Genomic DNA, 24,720 nt, shown 5'->3' with positions numbered 1-24,720 from the left:
CCCTTGCGTCCTGTCGACGAACCCGGTCCCCCTATAGGGATCGCTGTGCTTCGGGGTAATAGGTCCAGGCTATGAACCGGCTTGTCTTCTGTCCCTGCGCCATTTCGACGACCCGAGACTCGGCAACCCTCGCTTTGCGCAGCAGTCTGGAAATGGGCTGAAGGTTGTCTTTCTTCGACACCAGAGAGGTAAACCACAGGCATTGATCGGCGAAACCTGTGCTCTGCTCGATCATTCTGGCGATGAAGCCGATTTCGCCACCGGGGCACCAGAGTTCGGCGTTCTGGCCGCCGAAATTGAGTTTCTTCGAGTGACCTTTCCCCAAATTCCGCCACTTGCGCTGGGTGCCTTTGTCCGCCTGCTCAATGGACGCGTGAAACGGCGGATTGCACAGGGTGACATGGAAGATATCGTCGGGACCGATCACACCTTTGAAGATGTCCTCCGGATCGGACTGGCGTCTGAGGCTGATGTTCAGACCGTTGCGGTCGCAAATCTCCGCCGCCGAGTTGATCGACACCGGATCGATATCGACGCCGGTGAACTCCCAGCCATATTCATGCTGACCGGTCAGCGGGTAGACGAGGCTGGCGCCGGTCCCGATGTCCAGCGCCTTGATCTCGCGCCCGTGCGGGATCTCATGGTTGTTACACTCGGCCAGAAGATCCGCGAGATAGTGGATGTAATCGACACGTCCGGGGATCGGAGGGCACAGATAAGTGGCCGGAAGATCCCAGAAATCGATGTCGTAATGCGTCCGCAAGAGTGCCCGGTTGAGCATGCGAACCGCGTCCACGTCCGCAAAATCGATCGTCATCCGACCGCGCGGGTTTCGTGTCGTGAATGCCTCCAGCTCCGGGGTTTGCACGATCAGGCGCTCAAAGTCGTACCCCGCCCGGTGTTGATTGCGCGGGTGCAACATCGGTTTGGTGGCCATGGAAAGAACCTTCATGCATAGCGGTGGAGGCAGCGCGGCCAACAGGATGTCGACCTTAGATCTTCATCGCGGCTTGAGAAATGCCTGATCGGCCCGCGTGTCACCGATATCAAGATGCCTGGGATGTGTCGCGGTCGGAAATTCGAAGCTCGATAGGGACGGGGCCAGCGGGGCCGCACCACAAGAGGCGAGGGCGGCCCGCTGCCAAAAGGGCGCCACCTATTTTGCGTTGTCGCTCAGAGCAGTGCAGGGGGGCAGGCGGTCTTTCTCGACATTGAGAAGTTCTTCGACCTGCGCGCTCACCTCGGCGCCCGGAAGCCCGGGCGGGATTGCCGGGAAATAGGCGACGGTGATCGTGCCCCCGGTCTTCACGTCCCTGCGCCAGACATGGCCCGCGTTATGCGCGACCGGCACGATCGGCAGGCCGAGCTTGCGATAAAGCGCGATCAGGCCCGGCTGGAATTCACAGCGATCGTTCACGCCGACCCGTGTGCCTTCGGGGAAGATCAGGATCGAGCGGCCTTTGGCGGCTTCTTCGCGCGCCTGGGTGATCATCCCGGCGAGGGCACGCCCGCCGCCGCTGCGGTCGATCAGGATCATCGGTGAATGTTCGAGGAACCAGCCGAAGATCGGGATACGCCGCAATTCGTGTTTCGCGATGATGCAGACATCGGGCACGAGCTGGTTGAAGGCCAGCGTCTCCCATGTGGATTGGTGGTTGCAGACATAGATGCAGGGGCTGTCGAGATGCTTGTTCTCGAGCCCTTGCTCGCGCACGCGCAACCGCAGGATCCCTCGTGCGAGCGCGAAGACCCCGCCGGTCCAGACCCGCACGGCGGCGCGCACGAGGCGGGGGCGCCGCGCCAGCGCGAGGACCGGGATCATCGGCGCTTGCAGTGCCGTCCACGCCCCGAAGGCTACGTCGAAGAGCTTTGAGCGCAGGCCTTCGAACCTCGGGGCCGAGCCGGCCCGTCCGCGTCGCGCGCGCGACGCCGTATGTGCTGTGTGATCAGGCTGCAATCGGGTGATCCATGGTTTCGAATGGTGAAAAGCCGGCGGTGGTCGCGGCCCCGAGGAACGCGCTGCGCGCGTCGCCCACGGTGCCCAGACATTCCATGGCCGCTTCGACGCGGTCAATTGCACGGATCTGTGCGGTATCAGTGACCGGCCATTTCTCGCGCAGCCAGTAGTGCACCTGTTCGATGGTGCTGAAGGTTTTGACGTCGCCGTCCGGCGACACGACGAGGGAGATGGGTTTGCCCCAGTAAATTTCGATCAAGGTTCGTATCTTTCTAAGCGGTCGTGACGGCTCCGATTTGAACGGTCGCGCGATCACGGAGGCATAGTGCGGGCTAAGCCGTTTCTATGCGGTGAATTAGGTCTGCGCGCGAGGGCGCGCCGGTTTGGTATCCCAAGCGGATCGCGAGGCGTCAGCGTCAATGCGCGCGGATCACGGTCCGGCCCCTCTGACATGCGAAGCTCTCGTGGAGGTCGCGAGGGGCAGAAATTGCGGTATCGACCAAGTTCATCCCGGTAGGAGGGCTGAATGGGTTGGTCTGCTCGAACGGCGTCACGGCACCATGGGCCTATGGGAAGCTCCTTTTCCTTACTGCCGCCTTTGAAAAGCTGCGGCCCGACAAAGCTCAAGATCGTCGCTGAGCCGGGAGGAACAGGGTCCGAGAATTAAGATATGCGAGTGCAGACATAAGGGATTTGCGCCCAAATTACGAGGAAATTGCGTTTCGGCGTCTGAATTTTCGCGCAACGGCTTGATTGTACGAGATATAAATTGCGCGCTCGGAAAGACGTGGCCGTGCGTGCCGTTCGCTCGCTGCTGATTTCCTTTGCAAAAGGGGCCGCGGTCACTTAGGTATACCGGACTACGCTCGTCTCATCTGTAATTTCTCTTCTCTGCCGGCTCCGGTCTTCCTACTGAAATGACTGAGCTTGGCTGATCAATTCTGCAGACGGGATATCTTCGTCCACATCTCGGCCCTTGCGCGTGCAGGTCTCTCTCTGCGCGAAGACGGACAGGCCGTTACCTGAGAATTCGGAACCGGACGCGACGGCCGTGAGACCGCCCGCAATCTGGCACCAGCTGATGCGGTTCCGTAGCCGGTCTTCAGACCGGATTTCGCGACCAGAGCGGGACTATGCCCCGCAAAAACGACTTCGACGGCGTCTTCCGTGATCTGCCCCCGAAAGCCCCGACGGCTCGGGACCGGACGGGCGCCGCGTTGCGCCTCATCCTAGGAGGCACCGCCGAGACACGAGCGAAACTGACCGAAGCTTTCGGTCATCCAGAGGAATTCCGCGAGTATCCCTCGCGGGTAAAATGGAGGGCCGAACATGGCTATCGAAAAAATACAAACGGGCAAGAAGCCCCAGACGAATGACATCGCGAACAACAAGGGCCATGCCGCCCTCGCCTGGCCTCATTTCTTCCGGACTCTGTCCGAAGAGAAAGCTGCGAACGGGGAAAGCACAGCGTCGCGCAGCGCCCAGAAATAGGGCTTCGCGAAGATCAGGACCGGAATTCCCGGCATGAAGGCTGAGCGATGTGAGGTTCTACGCGAACCGGCCGATGCTCGCCACACGACGTGCCGGGACGTGGAGCGGCAGGGGGAAACTCCTGCCGCTTCGCTTTTTTGAAAGGCGGGTCAGCCGGGTGGTTGAACAGGCGACTTTGTCAGCAGACTTTTCGCAGAGCTGATAAGGACAAATGCTCGGAGCATTCGCTTGGCAGGCTTCGCGCCGACAACGAAGATAAGTCTCCATAGTGTGACCAGACGAATGAACTGGGGGCAAATTCCCAGACCGGGCCGCGCCGGATCTCTGTCTTTTGGAATGGTCAGACACGCGCCTCGGGTTGCACAAAAATCAGGCATCGAGCTCGAAAGCTGACCGCCAATCCGTCAGCCGTGAATTGGAGCTTGTCCAATATAGGTCCGTGCTTCGCATGTTTGGCTGCCGGCTCTATGCGGGTCGTAACGGAAAACGAATGTGATCGATGCCCGAAGCCCTATCCATCATCGTGATTGAAACAGACCCGGAGCGCGCGGGGCTCATCGAGGACAGCCTGCGCGAAGCGGGCTCCTTTGAGATCACCGTGATCCCCGAGACGACCGGCCTTGCGCGGCGGATTTCCGAAATCAATCCCGATATCGTGCTCGTTGATATGGCAAGCCCCTCGCGGGACATGCTCGAAGAGCTGACGCTGGCTTCGGGGCCGCTGGAGCGTCCGGTGGCGATGTTCGTCGATCGTTCGGATGACGGGGCGACGAAGGCCGCGATCGATGCGGGCGTCTCCGCCTATGTGGTCGACGGGCTGCGCGCGGATCGCATCAAGCCGATCATGGACGCCGCGATTGCGCGGTTCAACATGGTGCAGCGGATGCGGACCGAGCTGGAGACAACCCGGCGCGCGCTGGAAGAGCGCAAGGTGATCGACCGTGCAAAGGGGCTTTTGATGAAGGCGCGCGGGATCGACGAGGACGCGGCCTATGCGCTGCTGCGCAGGACGGCGATGGATCAGGGCAGGCGGGTCGCGGATGTCGCCCATGCGCTGGTGACGGCCGCGGGGCTCCTGTCATGAGCGGTGTGCCGATTTCGGTCGGATATATCCCGCTCGTCGATGCGGCGCCGCTGATCATCGCGCGCGAGATCGGTTTCGCCGAGGAAGAGGGGCTCGCGCTGACGCTCAATGCCGCGCCGAGCTGGTCGACCTTGCGCGATCAACTGATGTTGGGGCGGCTCGAGGCGGCGCATATGCTGTTTCCGATGCCGATTGCCGCCGCATTGGGTCTGGGCGGGTTCAACACGCGCATCGATATCCTGCAGATCCTGTCGCATAACGGCAATTCGATTGGCGTGTCGCGTGCGCTGGCCGATCGGATGCGGTCGCAGGGCTACGGGTTCGATTTCGCGGATGCGCGCGCGGCGGGCGAGGCTCTGATCGCGGGCGCGGCGGGCCGTTTGCGCATCGGCGTGCCGTTCCCGTTCTCGATGCATGCGGAGCTTCTGTATCACTGGCTGGGTGCGATCGGGTTGAGCGCGCCGCAGGATCTCGACGTTCACACCGTCCCGCCGCCCTTGATGGCCGAGGCCTTGGCGGCGGACGAGATCGATGTGTTCTGCGTGGGCGCGCCCTGGGGCTCTATCGCGGTGGAGAACCGGGTCGGTGAAATGCTGCTGCCTGGTACGGCGATACGCGCCAACGCGCCGGAGAAGGTTCTGGCCGTGCGCCACGACTGGGCAGAAGCCGAGCCGGGGCTGACGCGGCGGTTGATGCGGGCGGTGTGGCAGGCCGGGCGATGGCTTGGACATGAGCGCAACCTTCTGACGGCGGCCGAGCTGCTTGCCCGGCGCGACTATCTCGACCTGCCGCCGGAACTGATAGAACGGACGTTGACCGGCAATCTCGTGATCTCGCCGCGGGGCGAGATGCGCAGCGTGCCGGGCTACATGAGCTTCCAGACCGGCGCGGCGGGCTACCCCTGGGCCTCGCAGGGTGCGCTCGTGGCGGCAAGGCTCGCGACAAGACTGGGGCTGTCGCGCGAGGAGGCGATGGCCTCGGCGCGTGCGATCTGCCGGACCGATCTCTACACCCGCAATCTCGCCGATCTGGGGGCGGATCTGCCTGAGGCGCGCGACAAGATCGAAGGCGCGCTGACCGCTCCGGGCGCCATCCCGGCCATTCAGGGGCAGGTGATTCTGCCGAGCGATGCGTTCTTCGACGGCTGGATTTTTGATCCTTTCGCGAATTCATGACGGTTTCGTGAGCATTTTCTAAGCGCGCTGCAGAAAATCAGCTCTTCGCAGGCGCAGCATGAAACCCAATTGTTGACGCTGCGGGTGCAAAACTCGTTTTCTGGTCCTATCGAAGCAAGGGCGTTTCGATTTCCAACATATTCCGCCTCGCATCGCTGTGAGGCTCCGAACAAAGCCGTTCGACCCTGATCGCAGATCTTCCTCCTCCCTTGGAAGTGGTGCGCTCGGGTCGGGCGGCTTTTTCGTTTTCGACGCACATGACGATGCAACAGGGACCGTAACGATGAAAAAGCTTCTGGCAGCGATTGCCACCACCACCTGCCTTGTCAGCCCCGCGCTGGCGGAAATGCTCGATGTCGAGAAGGACGAGCTGAAATTCGGCTTCATCAAACTCACCGATATGGCGCCGCTCGCGGTGGCCTATGAGAAGGGCTATTTCGAGGATGAAGGTCTCTTCGTCACGCTCGAGCCGCAGGCGAACTGGAAGGTTCTGCTCGACCGCGTGATCGACGGCGAACTGGACGGGGCGCATATGCTCGCCGGTCAGCCGCTGGCCGCGACCATCGGCTTCGGCACCAAGGCGCATGTCATCACGCCCTTCTCGATGGACCTGAACGGCAACGGCATCACCGTGTCGAACGAGGTCTGGGCAGAGATGAAGAAGAACATCCCCGTCGATGACGCGGGCAAGCCCGTGCATCCGATCTCGGCCTCGGCGCTCAAGCCTGTCGTCGAGAGCTACCGCGCCGAAGGCAAGCCCTTCAACATGGGCATGGTGTTCCCGGTCTCGACCCACAATTACGAGCTGCGCTACTGGCTGGCCGCGGGCGGTCTGGAGCCGGGCTATTACTCGCCCGACGACGTGTCGGGCCAGATCGGCGCCGATGTGCTGCTGTCCGTGACGCCCCCGCCGCAGATGCCCGCGACCCTCGAGGCCGGTACGATCTACGGCTATTGCGTGGGCGAGCCGTGGAACCAGCAGGCCGTCTTCAAGGGCATCGGCGTTCCGGTGATCACCGATTACGAGATCTGGAAGAACAACCCCGAGAAGGTCTTCGGCATCACCGCCGAATTCGCCGAGGAAAACCCCAACACCACGCTCGCGCTGACCAAGGCGCTGATCCGCGCGGCGATGTGGCTCGATGAGAACGACAACGCCAACCGCCCCGAGGCGGTCGAGATCCTGGCCCGCTCGGAATATGTGGGTGCGGATGCCGAGGTGATCGCGAACTCGATGACCGGCACGTTCGAGTATGAGAAGGGCGACAAGCGCGACGTTCCCGACTTCAACGTCTTCTTCCGCTATTACGCGACCTATCCCTACTACTCGGATGCGGTCTGGTATCTCAGCCAGATGCGCCGCTGGGGCCAGATCCCCGAGAGCCAGAGCGACGACTGGTATGACGAGGTCGCCAAGTCGGTCTACAAGCCCGAGATCTACCTTCAGGCCGCGCAGATGCTGGTCGATGAAGGTATCGCGGACAAGGCTGATTTCCCTTGGGATACCGATGGTTACCGTGAGCCCACCTCCGACATCATCGACGGTGTCGAGTATAACGGCCGCACCCCCAACGCCTATATCGACAGCCTGCCGATCGGTCTGAAATCGGGCCAGAAAGTCGTCGGCAACAAGGTCGAAGGGTAACTCCCCTGACTTGCGGGCGGGGCCGCCGAGGTCTCGCCCGTCCTTTCCTCTCTACATTCCCCCAAGGACGCCAAGCCATGACCGCCATCGATCCTGACGCCCTGACCGCTCAGCAGGCCCGCGAGGCCCGCCGCGAACGTCTCTTCACCCGCATCAACAAGGCCGATAGCTGGTTCAAGGTGCTCGGCCTGAGCTGGGTCACCCCGGTTCTGCGCGCCGCGGCCGGCGATAATCCCAAGGCCCAGATGAAAGAGATCTGGCAGCTTCTCGGCGTGCCGGTGGTGGCGATCATCGCCTTCCTCGCCGTCTGGGCGGTTCTGGCCCCGAAAGTGCAGACCTCGCTCGGCGCCATTCCCGGGCCCGCACAGGTCTGGGAGCAGACCGAAGTCCTCTATGCCGATCACCTGCGCGAGCGCGACAAGGCCGCCGCCTTCTACGAACGGCAGGACGCGCGTAACGCCAAACTGGTCGCCGACGGCAAGGAAGACCGGGTGAAATGGCGCGACTACACCGGCAAGCCGACCTATCTCGACCAGATCTGGACCTCGATCAAGACGGTGTTCTTCGGCTTCGCGCTTGGCACGATCGTCGCGGTGCCGCTGGGCATCATGGCGGGCCTGTCGAAAACCGCGAATGCCGCGATGAACCCGCTGATCCAGATCTTCAAACCGGTCTCGCCGCTCGCGTGGTTGCCGATCGTGACAATGATCGTCTCGGCGGTCTACACGACGAGCGACGGGATGTTCTCCAAGTCCTTCCTGATCTCGGCGATCACGGTCACGCTGTGCTCGCTCTGGCCCACGATCATCAACACGGCCCTTGGCGTGGCCTCGATCGACAAGGACCTCGTGAACGTCTCGAAAGTGCTGAAGATGGGCACCTGGACGAAGATCACCAAGCTGGTGCTGCCCTCGGCGCTGCCGCTGATCTTCACCGGTCTGCGCCTGTCGCTCGGGGTTGGTTGGATGGTGCTGATCGCGGCGGAAATGCTGGCGCAGAACCCGGGCTTGGGCAAATTCGTCTGGGACGAGTTCCAGAACGGCTCCTCGGACAGCCTCGCGCGGATCATGGTGGCGGTGTTCACCATCGGCATCATCGGCTTCATCCTCGACCGGCTGATGTTCGCGATCCAGTCGATGTTCACCTTCTCGAACAACCGGTGATCCTCATGAGCATCCTCGAATTCAAATCCGTCTCGAAAAGCTTCGGCGAAGGCACTGCGCGCAGCGACGTGCTCAACGGCATCGACCTGAGCGTGAAAGAGGGCGAGTTCCTCGTGCTGCTGGGCTTCTCCGGCACCGGCAAGACCACCCTGATCAACCTTATGGCAGGGCTCGAGATGCCCTCCAAGGGCGAGGTCCTGTTCAAGGGCGCGCCGGTCACCGGCCCCGGTCCCGAGCGAGGCGTGATCTTCCAGAACTACTCGCTGATGCCGTGGCTGACGGTGGATCAGAACGTGGCCCTCGCGGTCGAGACGATCTTCCCCGGCCTGTCGAAGAAAGAGCGTCAGGAGAAGGTCGACCACTACGTGAAGATGGTGGGCCTGAGCCACGCCGCGAGCCGCCGCCCGGCGGAGCTGTCGGGGGGCATGCGCCAGCGGGTCAACGTGGCCCGCGCGCTGGCAATGAACCCCGAGGTGCTGCTGCTCGACGAGCCGCTTTCGGCGCTAGATGCGCTGACGCGTGGCAACCTCGCCGACGAGATCGAGCATATCTGGGAGCAGGACAAGAAGACCTGCGTGTTGATCACCAACGACGTGGACGAGGCGATCGTTCTGGCCGACCGGATCATCGCGCTGAACCCTGACGGCACGCTGGGCGAAGAGTTCAAGGTCACCATCCCGCGTCCGCGCGATCGCGGTGCGATGAACCATGACGAGGGGTTCAAGCGTCTGCGCGCCGCCGTCACCAACTACCTGATGGATGTCGGCATGCAGGCCAAGGCCGAAGGCTCGCGCAAGCTGCCCGATGTCACGCCGCTGCACGCGCTGCCCAAAGCGGTGTCCGAGGCTGCCCGTTCGGCGCTCGAGGACAAGTATCTGGAGTATTCGCAGCTTCACAAGATCTACCCGACCCCGAAAGGGCCGCTGACCGTGGTGGAGGATTTCAACCTCACCCTGAAGAAGGGCGAATTCGTCTCTCTGATCGGCCATTCGGGCTGCGGGAAATCGACCGTGCTGACGATGACCGCGGGGCTCAACGATGTGTCGAAAGGCGGCATCAAGCTCGACGGTTTCGAGGTAAAGGGCGCCGATCCAGAGCGCGCCGTGGTCTTCCAGGCGCCCTCGCTGTTCCCGTGGCTTTCGGCGCGCGAGAACGTCGCCGTGGGCGTGGACAAGGTCTATCCCAAGGCTTCCCGCGCCGAGCGTCAGGGCGTGATCGACTATTACCTCGAGCGCGTGGGTCTGGGCGATGCGATGGATAAGCCCGCCTCGGACATGTCGAACGGGATGCGCCAGCGCGTGGGTATCGCGCGCGCCTTCGCGCTTTCGCCGAAACTGCTGCTGCTCGACGAGCCCTTCGGGATGCTCGACAGCCTCACCCGCTGGGAGCTGCAGGAAGTGCTGATGGAAGTGTGGAGCCGCACCAAGGTCACCGCCGTTTGCGTCACCCATGACGTGGACGAGGCGATCCTGCTGGCCGACCGCGTGGTGATGATGACCAACGGCCCGCGCGCCACGATCGGCAAGGTGATGGAGGTCGATCTGCCGCGCCCGCGCACCCGCAAGGCGCTGCTCGAACACCCCGATTATTACCTCTACCGCGAGCAGGTCCTGAACTTCCTCGAAGAATATGAACAGGGCCACACGCCCAAGAAATCGGAGGCCGCGTGATGGACGCTGCAACTGCAACCGCAACCCCCGCACGCGCCTTCATCGGCGTCAGCGAAGTCTGGGTGCCCGAGGGCGACCGTCTGGTCCATGCCGCGGGCGATTACGGCGCGCTCACGGCGTTCGAGGAAGCCTCGGTCCGCACCAGTTTCGGCAAGGGAGAGGGTCTGCCGGGCAAGGCTTGGTCCGAGGGGCGCCCGGTCGTCCTGAAAGGGTTCGACGGGTCCTATTTCCAGCGCATCGAGGCCGCGAAAGAGGCGGGCTTGACCTCGGCCGTGGCGCTGCCGGTTTTCGATGGCGACACGCTCAAGGCGGTTCTGGTCGTGCTGTGTGGCGATGACGAAATGACCACCGGCGCGATCGAAGTCTGGGCCGAGCGGGACGGGCTCCTGATGCTCGACGATGGTTATTACGGCGCGGCCAAGCATTTCGAATGGGTTTCGAAACACACGCATTTCCCGAAAGGTCAGGGCCTGCCGGGCGGTGTCTGGGCCGCGCAGACCCCGATGCTGATGCGCGATCTGGGCTCGGGCTATCGCTTCATCCGCTCGGAAAGCGCGGGCGCGGCCGGGCTGACCACGGGTCTCGGCCTGCCGATCCCGGTGCCGGGCGATCAGAACTATGTGGCGACGCTTCTGTCGGCCCGTGGCACACCGATCGCACGCCGTTTCGAAATTTGGGACGCCCGCGAGGCCCGTGTGGGCCGCGACGGCGGCGCGGTTCTGGTGGATGGCCTGTGCGAGCGCGAAGGCGCGCTTTGGAACGAGGACAACCCCAAGCGCGCGCAGGACTGGCAGGGCCCGATCGGCAAGGTGCTGGGCACCGGCTTGCCGCTGGTGATCGGCGGCGCGCAGATCGCTGCCGGCTACAGCTCGATGGTCGCATTGCCGATCCATCGTGACGGCGAGATCGCCCATATCGTCGCCTGGTATCTTTGAGGAGTGACCAAGATGCAGAAACTGGTCGTTATCGGTGCTGGCATGGCCTCGGGTCGGATGCTCGAGCATCTGTTCGAAGCCGCGCCCGGCGCATGGGATGTCACCCTTTTCAACGCGGAGTCGCGGGGCAACTACAACCGCATCATGCTTTCGCCGGTGCTGTCGGGCGAGAAAAGCTATGCGGAAATCGTCACGCATGACGCGGATTGGTATGACACCCACGGCGTGACCTGTCGCTTCGGCGAGAAGGTCGTGGGGATCGACCGCGACCGCAAGGTGGTGATCGGTGAGCAGGGTGAGGTCGCTTACGACAAGCTGGTCATCGCCACCGGCTCGAACCCGTTCATCATCCCGCTGCCGGGGCATGATCTGGACGGCGTGATCGCCTATCGCGACCTCGACGACACGAACCGGATGATCGAGGCGGCGCGCCCCGGCGCGCGCGCCGTGGTGATCGGCGGCGGTCTTTTGGGGCTGGAAGCTGCGGCGGGTCTACGCCTGCGCGGTATGGATGTGACGGTGGTCCATATCATGGGTCACCTTATGGAGCGTCAGCTCGACGAAGCCGCGGGCTACCTGCTGCGCCGCGCGCTCACCGATCGCGGGATCGAAGTCTGCTGTTCTGCAAATTCCAAGGAGATTTTGGGTGAAGATGGCAAGCTGCGGGCGCTGAAGCTGGATGACGGCACCGAGCTGCCCTGCGACCTGCTGGTCATGGCCGTGGGCATCCGTCCCTCGGTCGCACTGGCGAAAGAGGCGGGACTCGAGACTGGGCGTGGGATTCAGGTCGATGCACAGATGCACACGTCCGACCCGGATATCCTGTCGCTTGGCGAATGTGTGGAATTCGACGGCCAGATCTTCGGCCTTGTCGCGCCGCTCTACGATCAGGCGAAGGTTGCGGCACAGACTCTGACCGGTGAGGCCAGCGAATACATCCCCCGCGAGGTTTCGACCAAGTTGAAGGTCACCGGATGCGACCTGTTCTCGGCGGGCGATTTCGCCGAAGGCGAGGGCCGCGAGGATATCGTCTTCCGCGATCCCGCGCGCGGCGTCTACAAGCGCCTCGTGCTGGAGGGCGACCGCGTGATCGGCGCGGTGATGTATGGCGACGTGGCCGATGGCAACTGGTTCTACGGGCTCATCAAGGACGGCACCGACATCTCGGAGATGCGCGAGACGCTGATCTTCGGCCCGGCCTTCCAGGGGGGCGCCTCGGTGGACCCTATGGCGGCCGTTGCAGCCTTACCGGCTGACGCAGAGATCTGCGGCTGCAACGGCGTGTGCAAAGGTCAGATCGTGGCCGCGATCGAGGCGGGCGCGACTTCGCTCGACGCGATCAAGGCCACCACCAAAGCCAGCGCGTCGTGCGGCACCTGTTCGGGGCTGGTCGAGCAAGTTCTGGCGGTCACGTTGGGCGATGATTTCGTCCTGCCCACGGCGAAACCGATCTGCGCCTGCACCGATCACCCGCATGAGGATGTGCACCGCCTGATCAAGGCGAAAGAGCTGAAATCGCAACCGGCGGTGATGCAGGAGCTGGGGTGGAAGACGCCCAATGGCTGTCATGTCTGCCGACCTGCGCTGAACTACTACCTGCTGGCCGACTGGCCGCTGGAATATACCGACGACCCTCAAAGCCGCTTCGTGAACGAACGCAACCACGCGAACATCCAGAAGGACGGCACCTATTCCGTGATGCCGCGCATGTGGGGCGGGATGACCACCCCGGAGGAACTGCTGGCGATTGCCGAGGCTGCGAAGAAATACGACGCGACGGTCAAGGTCACGGGCGGGCAGCGCATCGATCTTCTGGGCATCAAGAAAGAGGATCTGCCGCATATCTGGGCCGATCTGAATGCCGCCGGAATGGTTTCGGGCCACGCCTACACGAAGGGTCTGCGCACGGTGAAGACCTGCGTGGGCACCGATTGGTGTCGCTTTGGCACGCAGGACTCGACCGGGCTCGGGATCAAGCTGGAAAAGCGGCTCTGGGGCTCGTGGACGCCGCATAAGTTTAAGATGGCGGTGACGGGCTGCCCGCGCAATTGCGCCGAAGCCACCTGCAAGGATCTGGGCGTGGTCTGTGTGGACTCGGGCTTCGAGATCAGCGTCGGCGGCGCGGCCGGGATGGAGCTGAAAGAGACCGAGCCGCTGGCCAAGGTCGCGACCGAACAGGAGGTAATCGATATCTCGGTGGCTTTCCTGCAGCTCTATCGTGAGAGCGCGAACTACCTCGACCGGCCCTATAAATGGATCGCCAAGACCGGCGGGCTGGAGTGGATCATCGAACAGGTCGTGGACGATCTCGAGAACCGCGCGGCGCTGATCGAGCGCTTCGATATCTCCCAATCCGTCTATCAGAAAGACCCCTGGGCCGAACGCGCGACCCCTCACTACGAGCGCGCTTGGAGCCCGCTCGCCGATCTCACGAAGGAGGCTGCGGAATGAGCTGGATCGATATCGGCGCGCTCGACGACATCCCGGTGCAGGGCGCGCGCGTCATCAAGACCAAAATGGGCTGCGTCGCGGTATTCCGCACCGCCGATGATGCCGTTTTCGCCCTCTCGGATCGCTGCCCGCACAAGGGCGGGCCGCTCTCGGAGGGGATCGTGCATGGCCACAAGGTGACCTGCCCGCTGCATAACTGGGTGTTCAGCCTCGAGACGGGCGAAGCACAGGGTGCGGATGACGGGCAGGTGCCGACCTATGATCTGCGCGTCGAAGCGGGACGTTTGCTGATCGATGCAAGCAAGCTCGCCGCGCAAAGCGCCGCCTGAACCGGAGTGGAACGATGACCCGCGCTGCTCCGACCATTTGCACCACATGCCCCTATTGCGGCGTCGGCTGTGGCGTTCTGGCGACGCCCGACGGTGCGGGCGGGATGGAAATCCGGGGCGACAAGGCCCATCCCGCCAATGCGGGCAAGCTGTGCTCGAAAGGGTCTGCACTGGGGGAGACGGTCGATCTGGAGGGCCGCCTTCTGGCCCCGGTCGTGAACGGGCAGGCGACGGAGTGGGACGCGGCGCTCGATCTGGTGGCCGAAAAGTTCCGCGCGAGCATCGCCGAACACGGTCCCGACAGCGTGGCGTTCTACGTCTCCGGCCAGCTTCTGACCGAGGATTACTACGTCGCCAACAAGCTGATGAAGGGCTTCATTGGCTCGGGCAATATCGACACCAATTCGCGGCTCTGCATGGCCTCGTCGGTGGCGGGGCACAAGCGCGCCTTCGGCACCGATACCGTGCCGGGGCAATACGAGGATTTCGATCAGGCCGACCTCATCGTGCTGGTGGGGTCGAACCTCGCCTGGTGCCATCCGGTGCTTTATCAGCGGATCGCGGCGGCGAAGAAGGTGCGGCCCGAGATGCGCGTCGTGGTCGTCGATCCGCGCCGCACCGCAACCTGCGACATCGCCGATCTGCATCTGGCCGTGGCGCCGGGGGCGGATGCGGCGCTGTTCAACGCGCTGCTGACCGAGATCGCCGCGCAGGACGCGGTGGATCGGGCTTACGTCGCGGCCCACGTCAACGGGTTTGACGACGCGCTCGCGGCGGCACAGGAAAGCGATCCGTCCGCGACCGGTCTCAGCGCCGCCGATCTGGCCGAGTTCACGCGGCTCTGGATTGGCTCCGAGAAGGTCGTCACGATCTACAGCCAGGGCGTGAACCAATCCAGCTCCGGCACCGACAAGGTCAACGCGATCCTCAACTGCCACCTCGCAACGGGCCGCATCGGCAAGCCCGGCGCGGGGCCGTTCTCGGTCACGGGTCAGCCCAATGCGATGGGCGGGCGCGAGGTGGGTGGGTTGGCGAATATGCTCGCCTGTCACCTCGATATCGAGAACGCGGACCATCGCGACGCGGTGCAGGGCTTCTGGGCGAGCCCGACGATGGCGCCCGGTTCGGGCCTCAAGGCGGTCGACATGTTCCGCGCGGTCGAGGAGGGCCGGATCAAGGCGCTCTGGATCATCTGCACCAATCCCGCCGTCTCGATGCCTGAGGCCGACCGCGTGCGCGACGCCATCGCGGGCTGCGATTTCGTGGTGGTCTCGGATATCACCGCCGGCACCGATACCGCGAAGCTGGCCGATGTGATCCTGCCCGCGACCGGATGGGGTGAGAAGGACGGGACCGTCACCAATTCCGAGCGCTGCATTTCGCGTCAGCGCGCCGTTCTGCCTGCGCCCGGTCAGGCCCGTCACGACTGGAAGATCATCTGCGACGTAGCCGCGAAAATGGGCTGGGCTGCGGAGTTCGCCTATGACGGCCCGGCGGAGATCTTCCGGGAATACGCGGCGCTGTCGGAGGTAGCAGGGCAGCTGGGTCGCGATTTCGATATCTCCGATTTCAAGACGATCTCGCAGGCCGAGTATGAGGCGCTCGCGCCTTTCACCTGGCCGCAGGGGCCTAAGAAGAAAGGCGGTCGGTTCTTTGCCGAGGGCGGGTTTTTCACGCCCGACCGCAAGGGCCGGATGCTGCCGATCACGCCGCGCGCGCCGAAAACCGCGCTGAGCCCGCAGACGCCCTTCCGCTTCAACACGGGCCGCGTGCGCGATCATTGGCACACGATGACGCGCACCGCGAAATCGCCGCGCCTGAGCCTGCATATGGCCGAGCCTTATCTGGAAATTCACCCCTCGGACGTGGCCAAACTGGGGCTGCGCGCGGCAGGTCTGGCGGAAGTGAAAAATGCTCAGGCTCGCGCAGTTCTGCGCGTTCTGGAAAGCATCCGGATGCAACCCGGTTCGGTCTTCGCACCGATGCACTGGACGGGCGAGACCGCCTCCGATGGACGCGTCGATGCGCTGGTCGCCGCCCATGTCGATCCCGTCTCGGGCCAGCCCGAAAGCAAGGGCTGCGCGGTCCAGGTCTCCCCCTATCAGGCCGCATGGTTCGGCTTTGCCGTGAGCGTGGCTGATGTCACGCCGCGCGCCGGTTACTGGGCGAAGGCACGCAGCAAGAGCGGCTGGCGGATCGAGCTGGCCGGGCGCGAGGCGCCTGCGGATTGGGAGGCGTTCGCGCGTGACCTCTTCGCTTTGCCCGAGGCCGAAGCGGTCACGATGATCGATGCGGGCCGGGGCCTCGCACGGATCGCACTGATGGTCGAAGACCGTGTGTCGGCGGTTCTTTTTGCGGCCCCCGAGCCGGTCGCGGTGTCGCGCGGCCATGTCGCGGCACTTCTGGGCGAGACCGATCAACCGAGCCTTCTGGCTGGGCGCGCCGGTGCCGATCAGCCCGATCCGGGCGCGATCGTCTGCGCCTGTTTCGATGTGGGCGTGAACACGATCCTTGCCGCGATTGCCGATCAGGGGCTGGCCTCCGTCGAGGCGATCGGCGCGGCCTTGCAGGCGGGCACCAATTGCGGCTCCTGCCGACCGGAACTCGCGGCGCTGCTGGCGAGCGCCCAACCCCGCGAGGCCGCCGAATGAGCCTCGCTCCCTATATCCACGCGATGGGCCGCGGTCCGGGCCGCGCGCGGTCGCTGACGCGCGATGAGGCTCGCGACGCGATGGGCCAGATCCTGCGTGGCGAGGCGGCCCCCGAAGCCGTCGGCGCGCTTTTGATGCTGATGCGCTATCGCGGCGAGAGTGCCGCCGAGATCGCGGGCTTCGCCGAAGCCATTCGTGAGACCGTGCCGGGTTGGACGGGACCAACGCCCGCGCTCGACTGGCCGAGCTATGCGGCGGGGCGTTCGCGGGGCTTGCCGTGGTTTTTGCTGTCCGCGCGGCTGGTGGCAATGGCGGGAGAGCCGGTTCTGCTCCACGGCTGGAACTCGCATCAATCGCCCGTGGCTTCCGTGCGCGACGCGCTCGCAGGCGCCGGGATCGCAGTGGCGCGGGAAATGCAGGATGCCGCCGCGCTACTGGAACGCGACAAGATCGCCTATCTGCCGCTCGAAAATTTCGCGCCGCGCGCGCTCGATCTGCTGCGGCTGCGCGAGGTTCTGGGGCTGCGCTCGGCGATCAATACCGTGCTGCGCGTGCTCAACCCGGGCGGCGCGCGGGCCTCGGTGCAAGGCGTGTTCCATCCGCCCTATCGCGAGCTGCAGGCCGATGCCTGCGCGCTGCTTGGGCTGGAGGCGATGACGGTGATCAAGGGCGGTGGCGGCGAGTTCGAGCGCCATCCGGGCAAGGACATCGCGCTCTTCGGCTTGCGGTCGGGGCAAGCCTGGACGGCGCAAGCGCCCGAGCGCCTCGACGTGACCCGCCGCCTTGCCGACGAAACCCCCGATCCCGCCGATCTGGGGCGCCTCTGGTCGGGCGAGATCGACGATCCCTTCGCGACCGAAATCGTTCTCGGCACGGCAGAACTGGCGCTCGACACCGCCGGAATCGCACAGCCCCGCGCGCGCGCCGCCGATCTCTGGGCACGCCGACACAGCGCGCGCGCCGCTTGATAGGAAGATGATCATGAAGCTCTCTGCCGCATCCCCCTTTGCCCCGAGCGACGCCGCGCTTCGCGCCCGCAAGCCGGGGATTCTGGCCTTCATGAGCGAGGTTTTTCGCGACTGGCGACTGGCTCTGGCAGGCGTCTCGCCCAAGGCGACGACCCCGACCCGATCCGCGCCCGATCGCGCGAAACAGGGCGCGATCGCGCTCGTCGGGGCGGGCCCCGGTGCACGGGACCTGCTGACGCTTCGGGCGGCTCAGCGTCTGAGCCAAGCCGATATCGTCTTCTACGATCGCCTCGTCGACCCGGAGGTGCTCGAGCTGGCGCGGAGCGAGGCCGAGCTTGTCTATGTCGGAAAGGCCGTCGGCGCCTGTGCTTGGCCGCAGGAACGGATCGACGCGGTGATCGTAGCGGCGGCGCTGCAGGGCAAACGGGTCGTGCGGCTGAAAAGCGGCGATCCGTGCATGTTTGGACGCGCTACCGAAGAACTCGCCGCCGCGCGCGCGAACGGTATCCCGGTCGAGATCGTGCCCGGGGTCACCGCGGCTTCCGCGGCAGGGGCGGCCCTCGGCCGGTCGCTGACGGAACGCGGCGCCACCGACCGCGTGGTCTTCGCCACCGGCATGTGTCGCGCGGGCGACGACACGCCCGATTGGGGGGCATCCACACGCCCGGGCACGACGCTCGCGCTTTATATGGGCGTGCGGCAGGCGCCCGTGATCGAGGCGAACCTTATCGCGGCGGGTGTCCCGGCTGCCTCCGAGGTCGAGATCGTTTCGGATATCTCGACCGATCGTCAGAGGATCGCGACCTGCCAGCTTGGCGCGCTCGCCGCGACGATCCGGTCGGAAAAGATAGGCAACCCGGCGATCATCCTGATCCGTCACGACAAGGGTGTCGCGTGCCTCGGCGGCACGGGGGAGCTGCAGTCTCGGGACGTGGGAAAAGCCGGAAAAGCGCCGCTGGTCGCCGATTTCTAACGCCGAAGCTGTCACAACCCAAAGCGCAAACGGAAGGTCGGAGCCGCCGAGTTTCACCGGCGAGCCCCTGCTTTTCGCCCCTTCGCGAATGGGGTTATTCGAGGCACATCGGGACCTCAATGCCCCATCATCATCTCGCCCTTCGCCATCGCCAGATGGTGCGGCTGATGGTGCGCGCCGACCGTCAGGATGCCGATGAAGCCGAGCGCGCGGATCTTCTGCGGATCCGCGCCGGTCACGGTGAGCGCGCTGCCGCCGGAGATTTCCTCGGCGCTCATCTTCCAGCCCTCGACCCCGTTCATCGTCGCGACATGGGCGGGCACCATCGCACGAATGGACGCGGTAACCTCAGGGTCGTCGGAAGTCGCCTCGAAGCGCGCGCCACCTTCGATGTCGTCCTCTTTGACCTTGGCGAGCAGGGTGACATTGTTCATGTCGATCAGATGCTGGCGCAGACCCTCGATATTGACGCGGTTCCAATCCGTCTCGGGATCGGCGAGCAGATAGGCGACGATCTCCTGAATGGCCGCGAAGGCGGACTGGCCCGGCTCGGTGATCGCGCCCGTGTCCTCGGATTGCATTCCGGGCATCTGCGCGGTCGAGGTCATTGGCATCTGCCCGTCGGCATGAGCGTCGTCGGACATCATGTGGTCGTCATGTGCGGGCATGTCTTCGTCGTCGCCCATATGCTCATGGTCGCCCATGTCCGTGTCGTCCATCATCATGTGATCGCCCGACATCATGTCATGCGCGCTCCCATCCGCGCTGCCATCTCCGTGCGCGTAGCTGACGGCGGGCAACGCCAAGAGGGCGAGAATGCTAAGAAAACGTGTCATGAGTCCTCCGGAGTTTTGCGTAACTCTGTCATCTTTGCGCGCCGATGTCACAGCTTCAGCCTCCGCAAGCGCAAGGCGTTCCCGATCACCGACACCGACGAGAAGCTCATCGCGAGCGCCGCGATCACAGGCGAGAGCAGCACGCCGAAGACCGGGTAGAGCACACCCGCCGCGATCGGCACGCCCGCGGTGTTATAGGCGAAAGCGAAGAAAAGGTTCTGGCGGATGTTGCGCATCACGCCCTCGGCCAGACGGCGCGCGCGGACGATGCCGGTCAGGTCGCCCTTGACCAGCGTGAGCCCCGCGCTTTCGACCGCGACATCCGCGCCGGTGCCCATGGCGATGCCGACATCGGCAGCGGCGAGCGCAGGCGCGTCGTTCACCCCATCGCCCGCCATCGCCAACGAGGCGCCATCCTTGCGCAGTTTCTCGACCAGCGCGGCCTTGTCCTCGGGCGAGACCCCGGCATGGACCTCGTCGATGCCCAGTTCGCGCGCGACGGCCCGCGCGGTGCCCTCGCTGTCGCCCGTGGCCATGACGATCCGCAGGCCTTCCTCGTGGAGCGCGCGAATGGCATCCGCTGTGGTCTCCTTGATCCGGTCGGCCACCGCGATTACCCCGATCACCTTGCCGTCGCGGGCGAGATACATCGCGGTTTTGCCGTCCGATTGCAGACGCTCGACCGTCTCGGACTGAGCGGAGATATCCGCGCCGATCTGCTCCATCAGCGCCGCGTTGCCGAGTGCGACCTGCGCACCGTCGACACGACCCGTGACGCCCTTGCCGGTCACCGCCTCGAAGTCTTCGGCGTCCAGTTTGGGCGCATCCTCGGCCCCCTGCACGATAGCCTCAGCCAGCGGGTGCTCCGAGCCGCGTTCCAGTGCGGCGGCGAGGGATTTGACCTCGTCCTCGGAGGCCCCGTCCGCGATCACATCGGTCAGCGCGGGCTTGCCCTCGGTCAGCGTGCCGGTCTTGTCGACGATCAGCGTGTCGACCTTGGCGAAGCGTTCCAGCGCTTCGGCGTCACGGATCAGCACGCCCGCGCTTGCGCCGCGCCCGGTGCCGACCATCACCGACATCGGCGTGGCGAGACCCAGCGCGCAGGGGCAGGCGATAATGAGGACGGAGACGGCGGCCACGGTCGCATAGCCCAGTGCGGGCGAGGGGCCGAAGGCGAGCCAGGCTATGAAGGCGAGGATCGAACAGGCCACCACGGCGGGCACGAAGTAGAGCGCCACACGGTCGGCCAGCCCCTGGATCGGTGCGCGCGAGCGTTGCGCCTTGCCGACCATCTCGACGATGCGCGAAAGCGTGGTTTCCGAGCCCACCGCCTGCGCCTCCATCACGAAGCTGCCCTGCTTGTTCAGCGTGCCGCCGGTGACCGCATCGCCTTGGGCTTTCTCGACCGGGACCGGCTCACCGGTGATCATGCTCTCGTCGATGGCAGAGGAGCCTTCCGCGACCACACCATCCACCGGCACGGTCTCGCCCGGGCGCACGCGGAGCTTGTCGCCCGTCTGCACTTGATCGAGCGGCACGTCTTCCTCGCCGTTTTCCCCCACGCGGCGCGCGGTTTTCGGGGCGAGGTCCATCAGCGCGCGGATAGCGTCACCGGTCTTCTCGCGTGCGGAAAGCTCCATGATCTGGCCGACCAGAACCAGCACGAGGATCACCGCCGAGGCTTCGTAATAGACCGGCGGAAGCCCGTGCTCGTTCAGCATCTCGGCGGGGAAGATACCCGGCACCAGAAGCCCTGCGAGCGAGAACAGATAGGCTGCGAGCGTACCCAAAGCGATCAGCGTCCACATGTTGGGCGAGACATTCACCACCGATTTCCAGCCGCGCACGAAGAAGGGCCGCGCGAACCACAGCACCGGCGTCGCCAGCGCGAATTGCAGCCAGAGAAAGGCTTTCGGCCCGATCCACTCGGCGAAGGGCAGCCCGATATGCGCGCCCATCTCCAGCACAAAGACCGCAGCCGCCAGCGGCCCCATGATCCAGAGCCTGCGCCGGAAATCGACGAGCTCGGGGTTCGGGCCGCTATCGGCACTGGGGCTCATCGGCTCCAGCGCCATGCCGCATTTCGGGCAGTCGCCGGGCTTGTCCTCGACGATCTCGGGATGCATCGGGCATGTATATTGCGTGCCTTCGGGCATTGCCTTGGCAGCGGGACGAACGCCCAGATAATCCTCGGGCCGGGCCTCGAACTTGTGCTGACAGCCCTCGGAGCAGAAATAGAACCGCTCGCCGTCGAGCTTGGCCATATATTTCGCCGTTGCGCGCTCGACCGACATCCCGCAGACCGGGTCGGTCGCCTTGATGTAGTCATTCGGCTTGGCCACGAACTTGTCGTGACAGCCTTGCGAACAGAAGTGGTAGAGATGGCCGTCATGCTCGGCACTGGGCTTGTCGGCATTCGGGTCGACCGTCATTCCGCAGACTGGGTCACGCGTGATCGCGTCCGTCGTTTCCTGCGTGTCGTGGGTCTCGTGGTGGGCGTGCTGCGATGTCATCCGTTCATCCTTTCGGCAACTTCGCCCGATCAGATAGGGCTTCCAGCTGCTGGAGGGTCAAGAGTATAACCGATCTTTTTCCCAAACCCGGTCCCGCGTCCCTATGTTCCGGCGGCCCTCACGTGAGCGTGACTTTATCTTCCAGTCACTGGAAGGTTTATATTAGGCACAGGAGGCCTATGCAGATGAATATCGGAACCGCCGCGACGCAGACCGGGCTGCCGGTCAAGACGATCCGCTATTACGAGGAGATCGGCCTCGTCACGCCCAACCGGCGCGCGAATGGCTATCGCGATTTCTCGGACGCCTGCGTGGAGCAGCTGCGGCTTCTGGCGCAGGCGCGCCATCTGGGGTTCTCGCTCGAGGAATGTCGCCGCCTGCTCAGCTTGAGCGCCGATGAGGGGCGGGCCAGTCGCGATGTGCGTGCGCTCGCGCAGCAAAACCTCGAAGCCGTGCGCGCAAAGATAGCCTCTCTCAGTGCATTGGAGGCGCAACTCCAGCGTCTGATCGCGCAATGTCATGGCGACGATGCCCCCGATTGTGCGATCCTCGATGACCTGATGGGGCAGCGCGGGAATTGACAGCCGCGCCAGAGCCCACCAGATAGAGGGCAGGGAGAACCGGGAGAGCCATGCGCAAAGCGCTGCATATCGTCATCGTCGGGCTGGTCTGTTTGGTCGGTCTTTCGCAGTTGGGCGCGCCCGCTGCCGCGATGACCCATGCACGTGCGATGGATGCGATGGACGCAATCACCGTCAGCGATTGTGCAGCCTGTCCCGAAAGCCATCACGATGCGGGGCCGATGCAGGACAAGACCTGCCCCCACGCGCAGATGATGGTCTCGGCTACGCTGGACTTCGCGCCGGAATTCTCTCTGAGCCGGGCCGACCTGTCCGTGACGCTCCTGCCTGCGGAGACGCCCGCGCCCTTGGCGCATGAGCCCCAGCTCGACCTTCCGCCACCGCGTATCTGATCGATCACACCGTCGCTGGCCCTTGAGGGGGCTCGTCTGTCGCGTCCCAAGTCTGGGCGCATGATCGAACAGGATACTCTATGAAACGCTATATTCTCTCTGCCGCGGTCGTCGCGGCCCTCGCTGCGGGCAGTTGGCTCGTGATGCAACCCGAAACCGCGAACGAAGCCGAGGCGGCCACGCCTGCCCAAGGCGAACCGCTCGTTGCTGTCACCTTGCCGACCTCCCTGACCGAACAGGCCAAGATGGGCAAACGCGCTTTCGACGCGACCTGCGCCGCCTGTCACGGCGCGAATGCCACCGGCAAGATGGGCTTCGGCCCGCCCCTCGTGCACAAAATCTACGAGCCGTCCCATCACGGCGACATGGCCTTCCAGGCCGCCGTTCAGGCAGGCGTGCGCGCGCATCACTGGAAGTTCGGCAACATGCCCCCGCAGGAGGGTCTGACCCGTGGCGATGTCGCCAATATCGTCACTTATGTGCGCGAATTGCAGCGCGCGAACGGGATCGAATAATATGCAGAACGTCACACTGACCCGCCGCGCGGTCCTTGCCGGAATGGGGGCCACGGCGCTGACGGCGCGCATCGGAAACGCGGCAACCGCCCCGACGCCGCTGACCGCTCAGCGCGCCATGGCCCAGATCGCCCCCGAGGGCTATCCGCAAACCGAGGTCTGGTCCTATGACGGCACGCTGCCGGGGCCGCAGCTGCGGGTGCCGCAGGGCGCGCGCCTGCAACGGCGCTTCGTCAACAAGCTCGATGTGCCAAGCTCGGTGCATTGGCACGGCATCCGCATCGACAACGCGATGGATGGCGTGGCGGGGCTGACGCAGGATGCCGTGCCGCCCGGCCAGACCTTCGACTATGATTTCGTTGTGCCGGATGCGGGCACCTATTGGTATCACGCGCATACGAACTCGATGGAGCAGGTCGCGCGCGGCCTCTCCGGTGCGCTGATCATCGAGGAGCCCGACGCGCCGGATGTCGATCGCGACGAGGTGCTGCTGCTCGACGATTGGCTGCTCGATCCCGACACCGCGCAACTGGAGCCGGATTTTACCCATCCGATGGACCTCAGCCACGGTGGGCGTTTCGGCAATCTGGTGGGGACCAACGGGCATTACGCCCTGACCCTGAAAGCGAAACGCCACGAGCGGTTGCGGCTACGCCTGATCAACGCCGCCAATGCGCGGATTTTCGTGCTGCGACTGACCGGGCTATCGGGCTGGCAGGTGGCGCTGGACGGGATGTCGCTGCCCGCGCCGGAGCCCATTCCCGAGGAACTGATCCTCGCGCCCGCGCAACGCGTCGATCTGATCGTCGATGTGACCGGCGACGGGGCTCAGGCGGCGATCGAGCGTTTGGGCAATGACGACCAATGGCACAGCCAGGTCGCCTTCGAGATTTCCGGCGAGGCGAGCCGCACGCGGCGTGACGCGCCTGCGCCTTTGCCGCCCAATCCGAACATGGCCCCGCCCGATCTCGCGCAGGCCCGTCCGCTGGAGATGAAGATCGAAGGCGGCGCGATGGGCCGGATGTCACGCAGCCAGATGCAGGGGCTGATGCAGAGCGGCAATTTCTGGACGCTCGGCGGCAAGGCCGGGCCTGGGGACACGCCGTTTGCGCAGCTGTCCAAGGGCGAGCCGGTGCGGCTGCGCTTCGTCAACGACACAGCCTTCCCGCATGCGATGCACCTGCACGGGATGCATTTCCGCGAGGTGCTTGAGGATGGACGCCTAGGCCCGATGCGCGACACGGTGCTGACCTTCGCCGGACGCAGCCACGAGGTCGCGTTCACCGCCGACAACCCCGGCAAATGGCTTTTGCACTGCCACATGCTCGCCCATGCGGCGGCAGGAATGTCGTCCTGGATCGACGTGACCTGAGTTTCCGATGAAAGGAGTG

The 24,720-nt window shown here is 64.6% G+C and carries 21 protein-coding genes and 1 pseudogene; 17 read left to right on the top strand and 5 right to left on the bottom strand.

Going from position 1 to position 24,720, the window contains the following annotated elements:
- Positions 1–31 precede the first annotated feature (31 nt).
- The 3 genes from rlmF to BMI87_RS00195 form a co-directional block, all read right to left on the bottom strand.
- Positions 32–937, bottom strand: coding sequence for a 23S rRNA (adenine(1618)-N(6))-methyltransferase RlmF (gene rlmF, locus BMI87_RS00205; protein WP_078519167.1), 906 nt, complete (start codon positions 935–937; stop codon positions 32–34).
- A gap of 219 nt (positions 938–1,156) precedes the next feature.
- Positions 1,157–1,822: a 1-acyl-sn-glycerol-3-phosphate acyltransferase gene (locus BMI87_RS00200; RefSeq protein ID WP_078519166.1), complete on the bottom strand. Its 666-nt coding sequence runs from the start codon at positions 1,820–1,822 to the stop codon at positions 1,157–1,159.
- 124 nt (positions 1,823–1,946) lie between these two features.
- A complete protein-coding gene (locus BMI87_RS00195) occupies positions 1,947–2,216 on the bottom strand; it encodes a DUF982 domain-containing protein (RefSeq protein ID WP_078519165.1) in 270 nt (89 codons plus the stop codon).
- Between the two features lie 662 nt (positions 2,217–2,878).
- Between BMI87_RS00195 and BMI87_RS22740 the strand changes: the two are divergent.
- The 13 genes and pseudogenes from BMI87_RS22740 to cobA form a co-directional block, all read left to right on the top strand.
- Positions 2,879–2,980, top strand: a pseudogene (locus tag BMI87_RS22740) (cold-shock protein); the annotation flags it as partial.
- Between the two features lie 306 nt (positions 2,981–3,286).
- Positions 3,287–3,448, top strand: coding sequence for a hypothetical protein (locus tag BMI87_RS22430; RefSeq protein ID WP_168175129.1), 162 nt, complete (start codon positions 3,287–3,289; stop codon positions 3,446–3,448).
- A 499-nt stretch (positions 3,449–3,947) separates the two neighbouring features.
- Positions 3,948–4,532: an ANTAR domain-containing response regulator gene (locus tag BMI87_RS00190; RefSeq protein ID WP_078519164.1), complete on the top strand. Its 585-nt coding sequence runs from the start codon at positions 3,948–3,950 to the stop codon at positions 4,530–4,532.
- The gene (locus BMI87_RS00185) at positions 4,529–5,707 is read left to right on the top strand and encodes an ABC transporter substrate-binding protein (protein WP_078519163.1); all 1,179 of its coding nucleotides are present in this window, start codon (positions 4,529–4,531) and stop codon (positions 5,705–5,707) included. The genes BMI87_RS00190 and BMI87_RS00185 overlap by 4 nt, the downstream gene beginning before the upstream one ends.
- Positions 5,708–5,990: 283 nt before the next feature.
- Entirely contained in the window at positions 5,991–7,352 is a 1,362-nt protein-coding gene (locus BMI87_RS00180; RefSeq protein WP_078519162.1) for a CmpA/NrtA family ABC transporter substrate-binding protein, read from the top strand.
- A 77-nt stretch (positions 7,353–7,429) separates the two neighbouring features.
- On the top strand, positions 7,430–8,515 hold the full coding sequence (locus BMI87_RS00175) for an ABC transporter permease (RefSeq protein WP_078519161.1): 1,086 nt from the start codon (positions 7,430–7,432) through the stop codon (positions 8,513–8,515).
- A gap of 5 nt (positions 8,516–8,520) precedes the next feature.
- Entirely contained in the window at positions 8,521–10,185 is a 1,665-nt protein-coding gene (locus BMI87_RS00170; RefSeq protein ID WP_078519981.1) for an ABC transporter ATP-binding protein, read from the top strand.
- On the top strand, positions 10,185–11,120 hold the full coding sequence (locus BMI87_RS00165; RefSeq protein ID WP_078519160.1) for a GAF domain-containing protein: 936 nt from the start codon (positions 10,185–10,187) through the stop codon (positions 11,118–11,120). Before BMI87_RS00170 ends, BMI87_RS00165 begins: the two co-directional genes overlap by 1 nt.
- Positions 11,121–11,132: 12 nt before the next feature.
- Entirely contained in the window at positions 11,133–13,571 is a 2,439-nt protein-coding gene (gene nirB / locus BMI87_RS00160) for a nitrite reductase large subunit NirB (protein WP_078519159.1), read from the top strand.
- Positions 13,568–13,900 (top strand): nitrite reductase small subunit NirD, encoded by a 333-nt coding sequence (gene nirD, locus BMI87_RS00155; RefSeq protein WP_078519158.1) that lies wholly within the window; start codon positions 13,568–13,570, stop codon positions 13,898–13,900. The genes nirB and nirD overlap by 4 nt, the downstream gene beginning before the upstream one ends.
- A 14-nt stretch (positions 13,901–13,914) precedes the next feature.
- A complete protein-coding gene (locus BMI87_RS00150) occupies positions 13,915–16,551 on the top strand; it encodes a nitrate reductase (protein ID WP_078519157.1) in 2,637 nt (878 codons plus the stop codon).
- The gene (locus tag BMI87_RS00145) at positions 16,548–17,519 is read left to right on the top strand and encodes a glycosyl transferase family protein (RefSeq protein WP_078519156.1); all 972 of its coding nucleotides are present in this window, start codon (positions 16,548–16,550) and stop codon (positions 17,517–17,519) included. Before BMI87_RS00150 ends, BMI87_RS00145 begins: the two co-directional genes overlap by 4 nt.
- Positions 17,520–17,532: 13 nt before the next feature.
- Entirely contained in the window at positions 17,533–18,492 is a 960-nt protein-coding gene (gene cobA, locus BMI87_RS00140; protein WP_246832618.1) for a uroporphyrinogen-III C-methyltransferase, read from the top strand.
- 116 nt (positions 18,493–18,608) lie between these two features.
- Here the strand turns inward: cobA and BMI87_RS00135 are convergent, their stop codons facing one another.
- Together BMI87_RS00135 and BMI87_RS00130 are read right to left on the bottom strand one after the other, a co-directional pair.
- Positions 18,609–19,328 carry a hypothetical protein gene (locus BMI87_RS00135; protein WP_146681471.1) on the bottom strand — a complete coding sequence of 240 codons (720 nt, stop codon included), beginning with the start codon at positions 19,326–19,328 and terminating at the stop codon, positions 18,609–18,611.
- A gap of 47 nt (positions 19,329–19,375) precedes the next feature.
- Complete coding sequence (locus BMI87_RS00130; protein ID WP_078519154.1) at positions 19,376–21,841, bottom strand: heavy metal translocating P-type ATPase; 2,466 nt, start codon at positions 21,839–21,841, stop codon at positions 19,376–19,378.
- Between the two features lie 185 nt (positions 21,842–22,026).
- On the opposite strand from BMI87_RS00130, the gene BMI87_RS00125 reads away from it, so the two are divergent.
- From BMI87_RS00125 to BMI87_RS00110, 4 genes are all read left to right on the top strand, one after another.
- Complete coding sequence (locus BMI87_RS00125; protein WP_078519979.1) at positions 22,027–22,422, top strand: MerR family transcriptional regulator; 396 nt, start codon at positions 22,027–22,029, stop codon at positions 22,420–22,422.
- Positions 22,423–22,472: 50 nt separating this feature from the next.
- Entirely contained in the window at positions 22,473–22,814 is a 342-nt protein-coding gene (locus tag BMI87_RS00120; RefSeq protein ID WP_078519153.1) for a hypothetical protein, read from the top strand.
- Between the two features lie 80 nt (positions 22,815–22,894).
- Positions 22,895–23,329 (top strand): cytochrome c, encoded by a 435-nt coding sequence (locus tag BMI87_RS00115; RefSeq protein ID WP_078519152.1) that lies wholly within the window; start codon positions 22,895–22,897, stop codon positions 23,327–23,329.
- 1 nt (position 23,330) lies between these two features.
- Positions 23,331–24,701: a multicopper oxidase family protein gene (locus tag BMI87_RS00110; RefSeq protein WP_078519151.1), complete on the top strand. Its 1,371-nt coding sequence runs from the start codon at positions 23,331–23,333 to the stop codon at positions 24,699–24,701.
- Positions 24,702–24,720 lie beyond the last annotated feature (19 nt).

The sequence above is a fragment of the Thioclava sp. F28-4 genome (genome assembly GCF_002020045.1).
GTDB lineage: Bacteria > Pseudomonadota > Alphaproteobacteria > Rhodobacterales > Rhodobacteraceae > Thioclava > Thioclava sediminum.
Note: the sequence above shows the minus strand (reverse complement) of the source record. Positions and strands in the feature narration are given on the sequence as shown.

What these genes read in the sequence shown, in the direction of transcription:
- nirB (WP_078519159.1), top strand. Translation starts at nt 11,133, where the DNA reads ATGCAGAAACTGGTCGTTATCGGTGCTGGCATGGCCTCGGGTCGGATG.
- BMI87_RS00150 (WP_078519157.1), top strand. Translation starts at nt 13,915, where the DNA reads ATGACCCGCGCTGCTCCGACCATTTGCACCACATGCCCCTATTGCGGC.
- BMI87_RS00145 (WP_078519156.1), top strand. Translation starts at nt 16,548, where the DNA reads ATGAGCCTCGCTCCCTATATCCACGCGATGGGCCGCGGTCCGGGCCGC.
- BMI87_RS00125 (WP_078519979.1), top strand. Translation starts at nt 22,027, where the DNA reads ATGAATATCGGAACCGCCGCGACGCAGACCGGGCTGCCGGTCAAGACG.
- rlmF (WP_078519167.1), bottom strand. Translation starts at nt 937, where the DNA reads ATGGCCACCAAACCGATGTTGCACCCGCGCAATCAACACCGGGCGGGG.
- BMI87_RS00115 (WP_078519152.1), top strand. Translation starts at nt 22,895, where the DNA reads ATGAAACGCTATATTCTCTCTGCCGCGGTCGTCGCGGCCCTCGCTGCG.
- BMI87_RS00170 (WP_078519981.1), top strand. Translation starts at nt 8,521, where the DNA reads ATGAGCATCCTCGAATTCAAATCCGTCTCGAAAAGCTTCGGCGAAGGC.
- BMI87_RS00200 (WP_078519166.1), bottom strand. Translation starts at nt 1,822, where the DNA reads ATGATCCCGGTCCTCGCGCTGGCGCGGCGCCCCCGCCTCGTGCGCGCC.
- BMI87_RS00130 (WP_078519154.1), bottom strand. Translation starts at nt 21,841, where the DNA reads ATGACATCGCAGCACGCCCACCACGAGACCCACGACACGCAGGAAACG.
- BMI87_RS00120 (WP_078519153.1), top strand. Translation starts at nt 22,473, where the DNA reads ATGCGCAAAGCGCTGCATATCGTCATCGTCGGGCTGGTCTGTTTGGTC.
- BMI87_RS00135 (WP_146681471.1), bottom strand. Translation starts at nt 19,328, where the DNA reads ATGACACGTTTTCTTAGCATTCTCGCCCTCTTGGCGTTGCCCGCCGTC.
- BMI87_RS00185 (WP_078519163.1), top strand. Translation starts at nt 4,529, where the DNA reads ATGAGCGGTGTGCCGATTTCGGTCGGATATATCCCGCTCGTCGATGCG.
- cobA (WP_246832618.1), top strand. Translation starts at nt 17,533, where the DNA reads ATGAAGCTCTCTGCCGCATCCCCCTTTGCCCCGAGCGACGCCGCGCTT.
- BMI87_RS00180 (WP_078519162.1), top strand. Translation starts at nt 5,991, where the DNA reads ATGAAAAAGCTTCTGGCAGCGATTGCCACCACCACCTGCCTTGTCAGC.
- BMI87_RS00165 (WP_078519160.1), top strand. Translation starts at nt 10,185, where the DNA reads ATGGACGCTGCAACTGCAACCGCAACCCCCGCACGCGCCTTCATCGGC.
- nirD (WP_078519158.1), top strand. Translation starts at nt 13,568, where the DNA reads ATGAGCTGGATCGATATCGGCGCGCTCGACGACATCCCGGTGCAGGGC.
- BMI87_RS22430 (WP_168175129.1), top strand. Translation starts at nt 3,287, where the DNA reads ATGGCTATCGAAAAAATACAAACGGGCAAGAAGCCCCAGACGAATGAC.
- BMI87_RS00190 (WP_078519164.1), top strand. Translation starts at nt 3,948, where the DNA reads ATGCCCGAAGCCCTATCCATCATCGTGATTGAAACAGACCCGGAGCGC.
- BMI87_RS00175 (WP_078519161.1), top strand. Translation starts at nt 7,430, where the DNA reads ATGACCGCCATCGATCCTGACGCCCTGACCGCTCAGCAGGCCCGCGAG.
- BMI87_RS00110 (WP_078519151.1), top strand. Translation starts at nt 23,331, where the DNA reads ATGCAGAACGTCACACTGACCCGCCGCGCGGTCCTTGCCGGAATGGGG.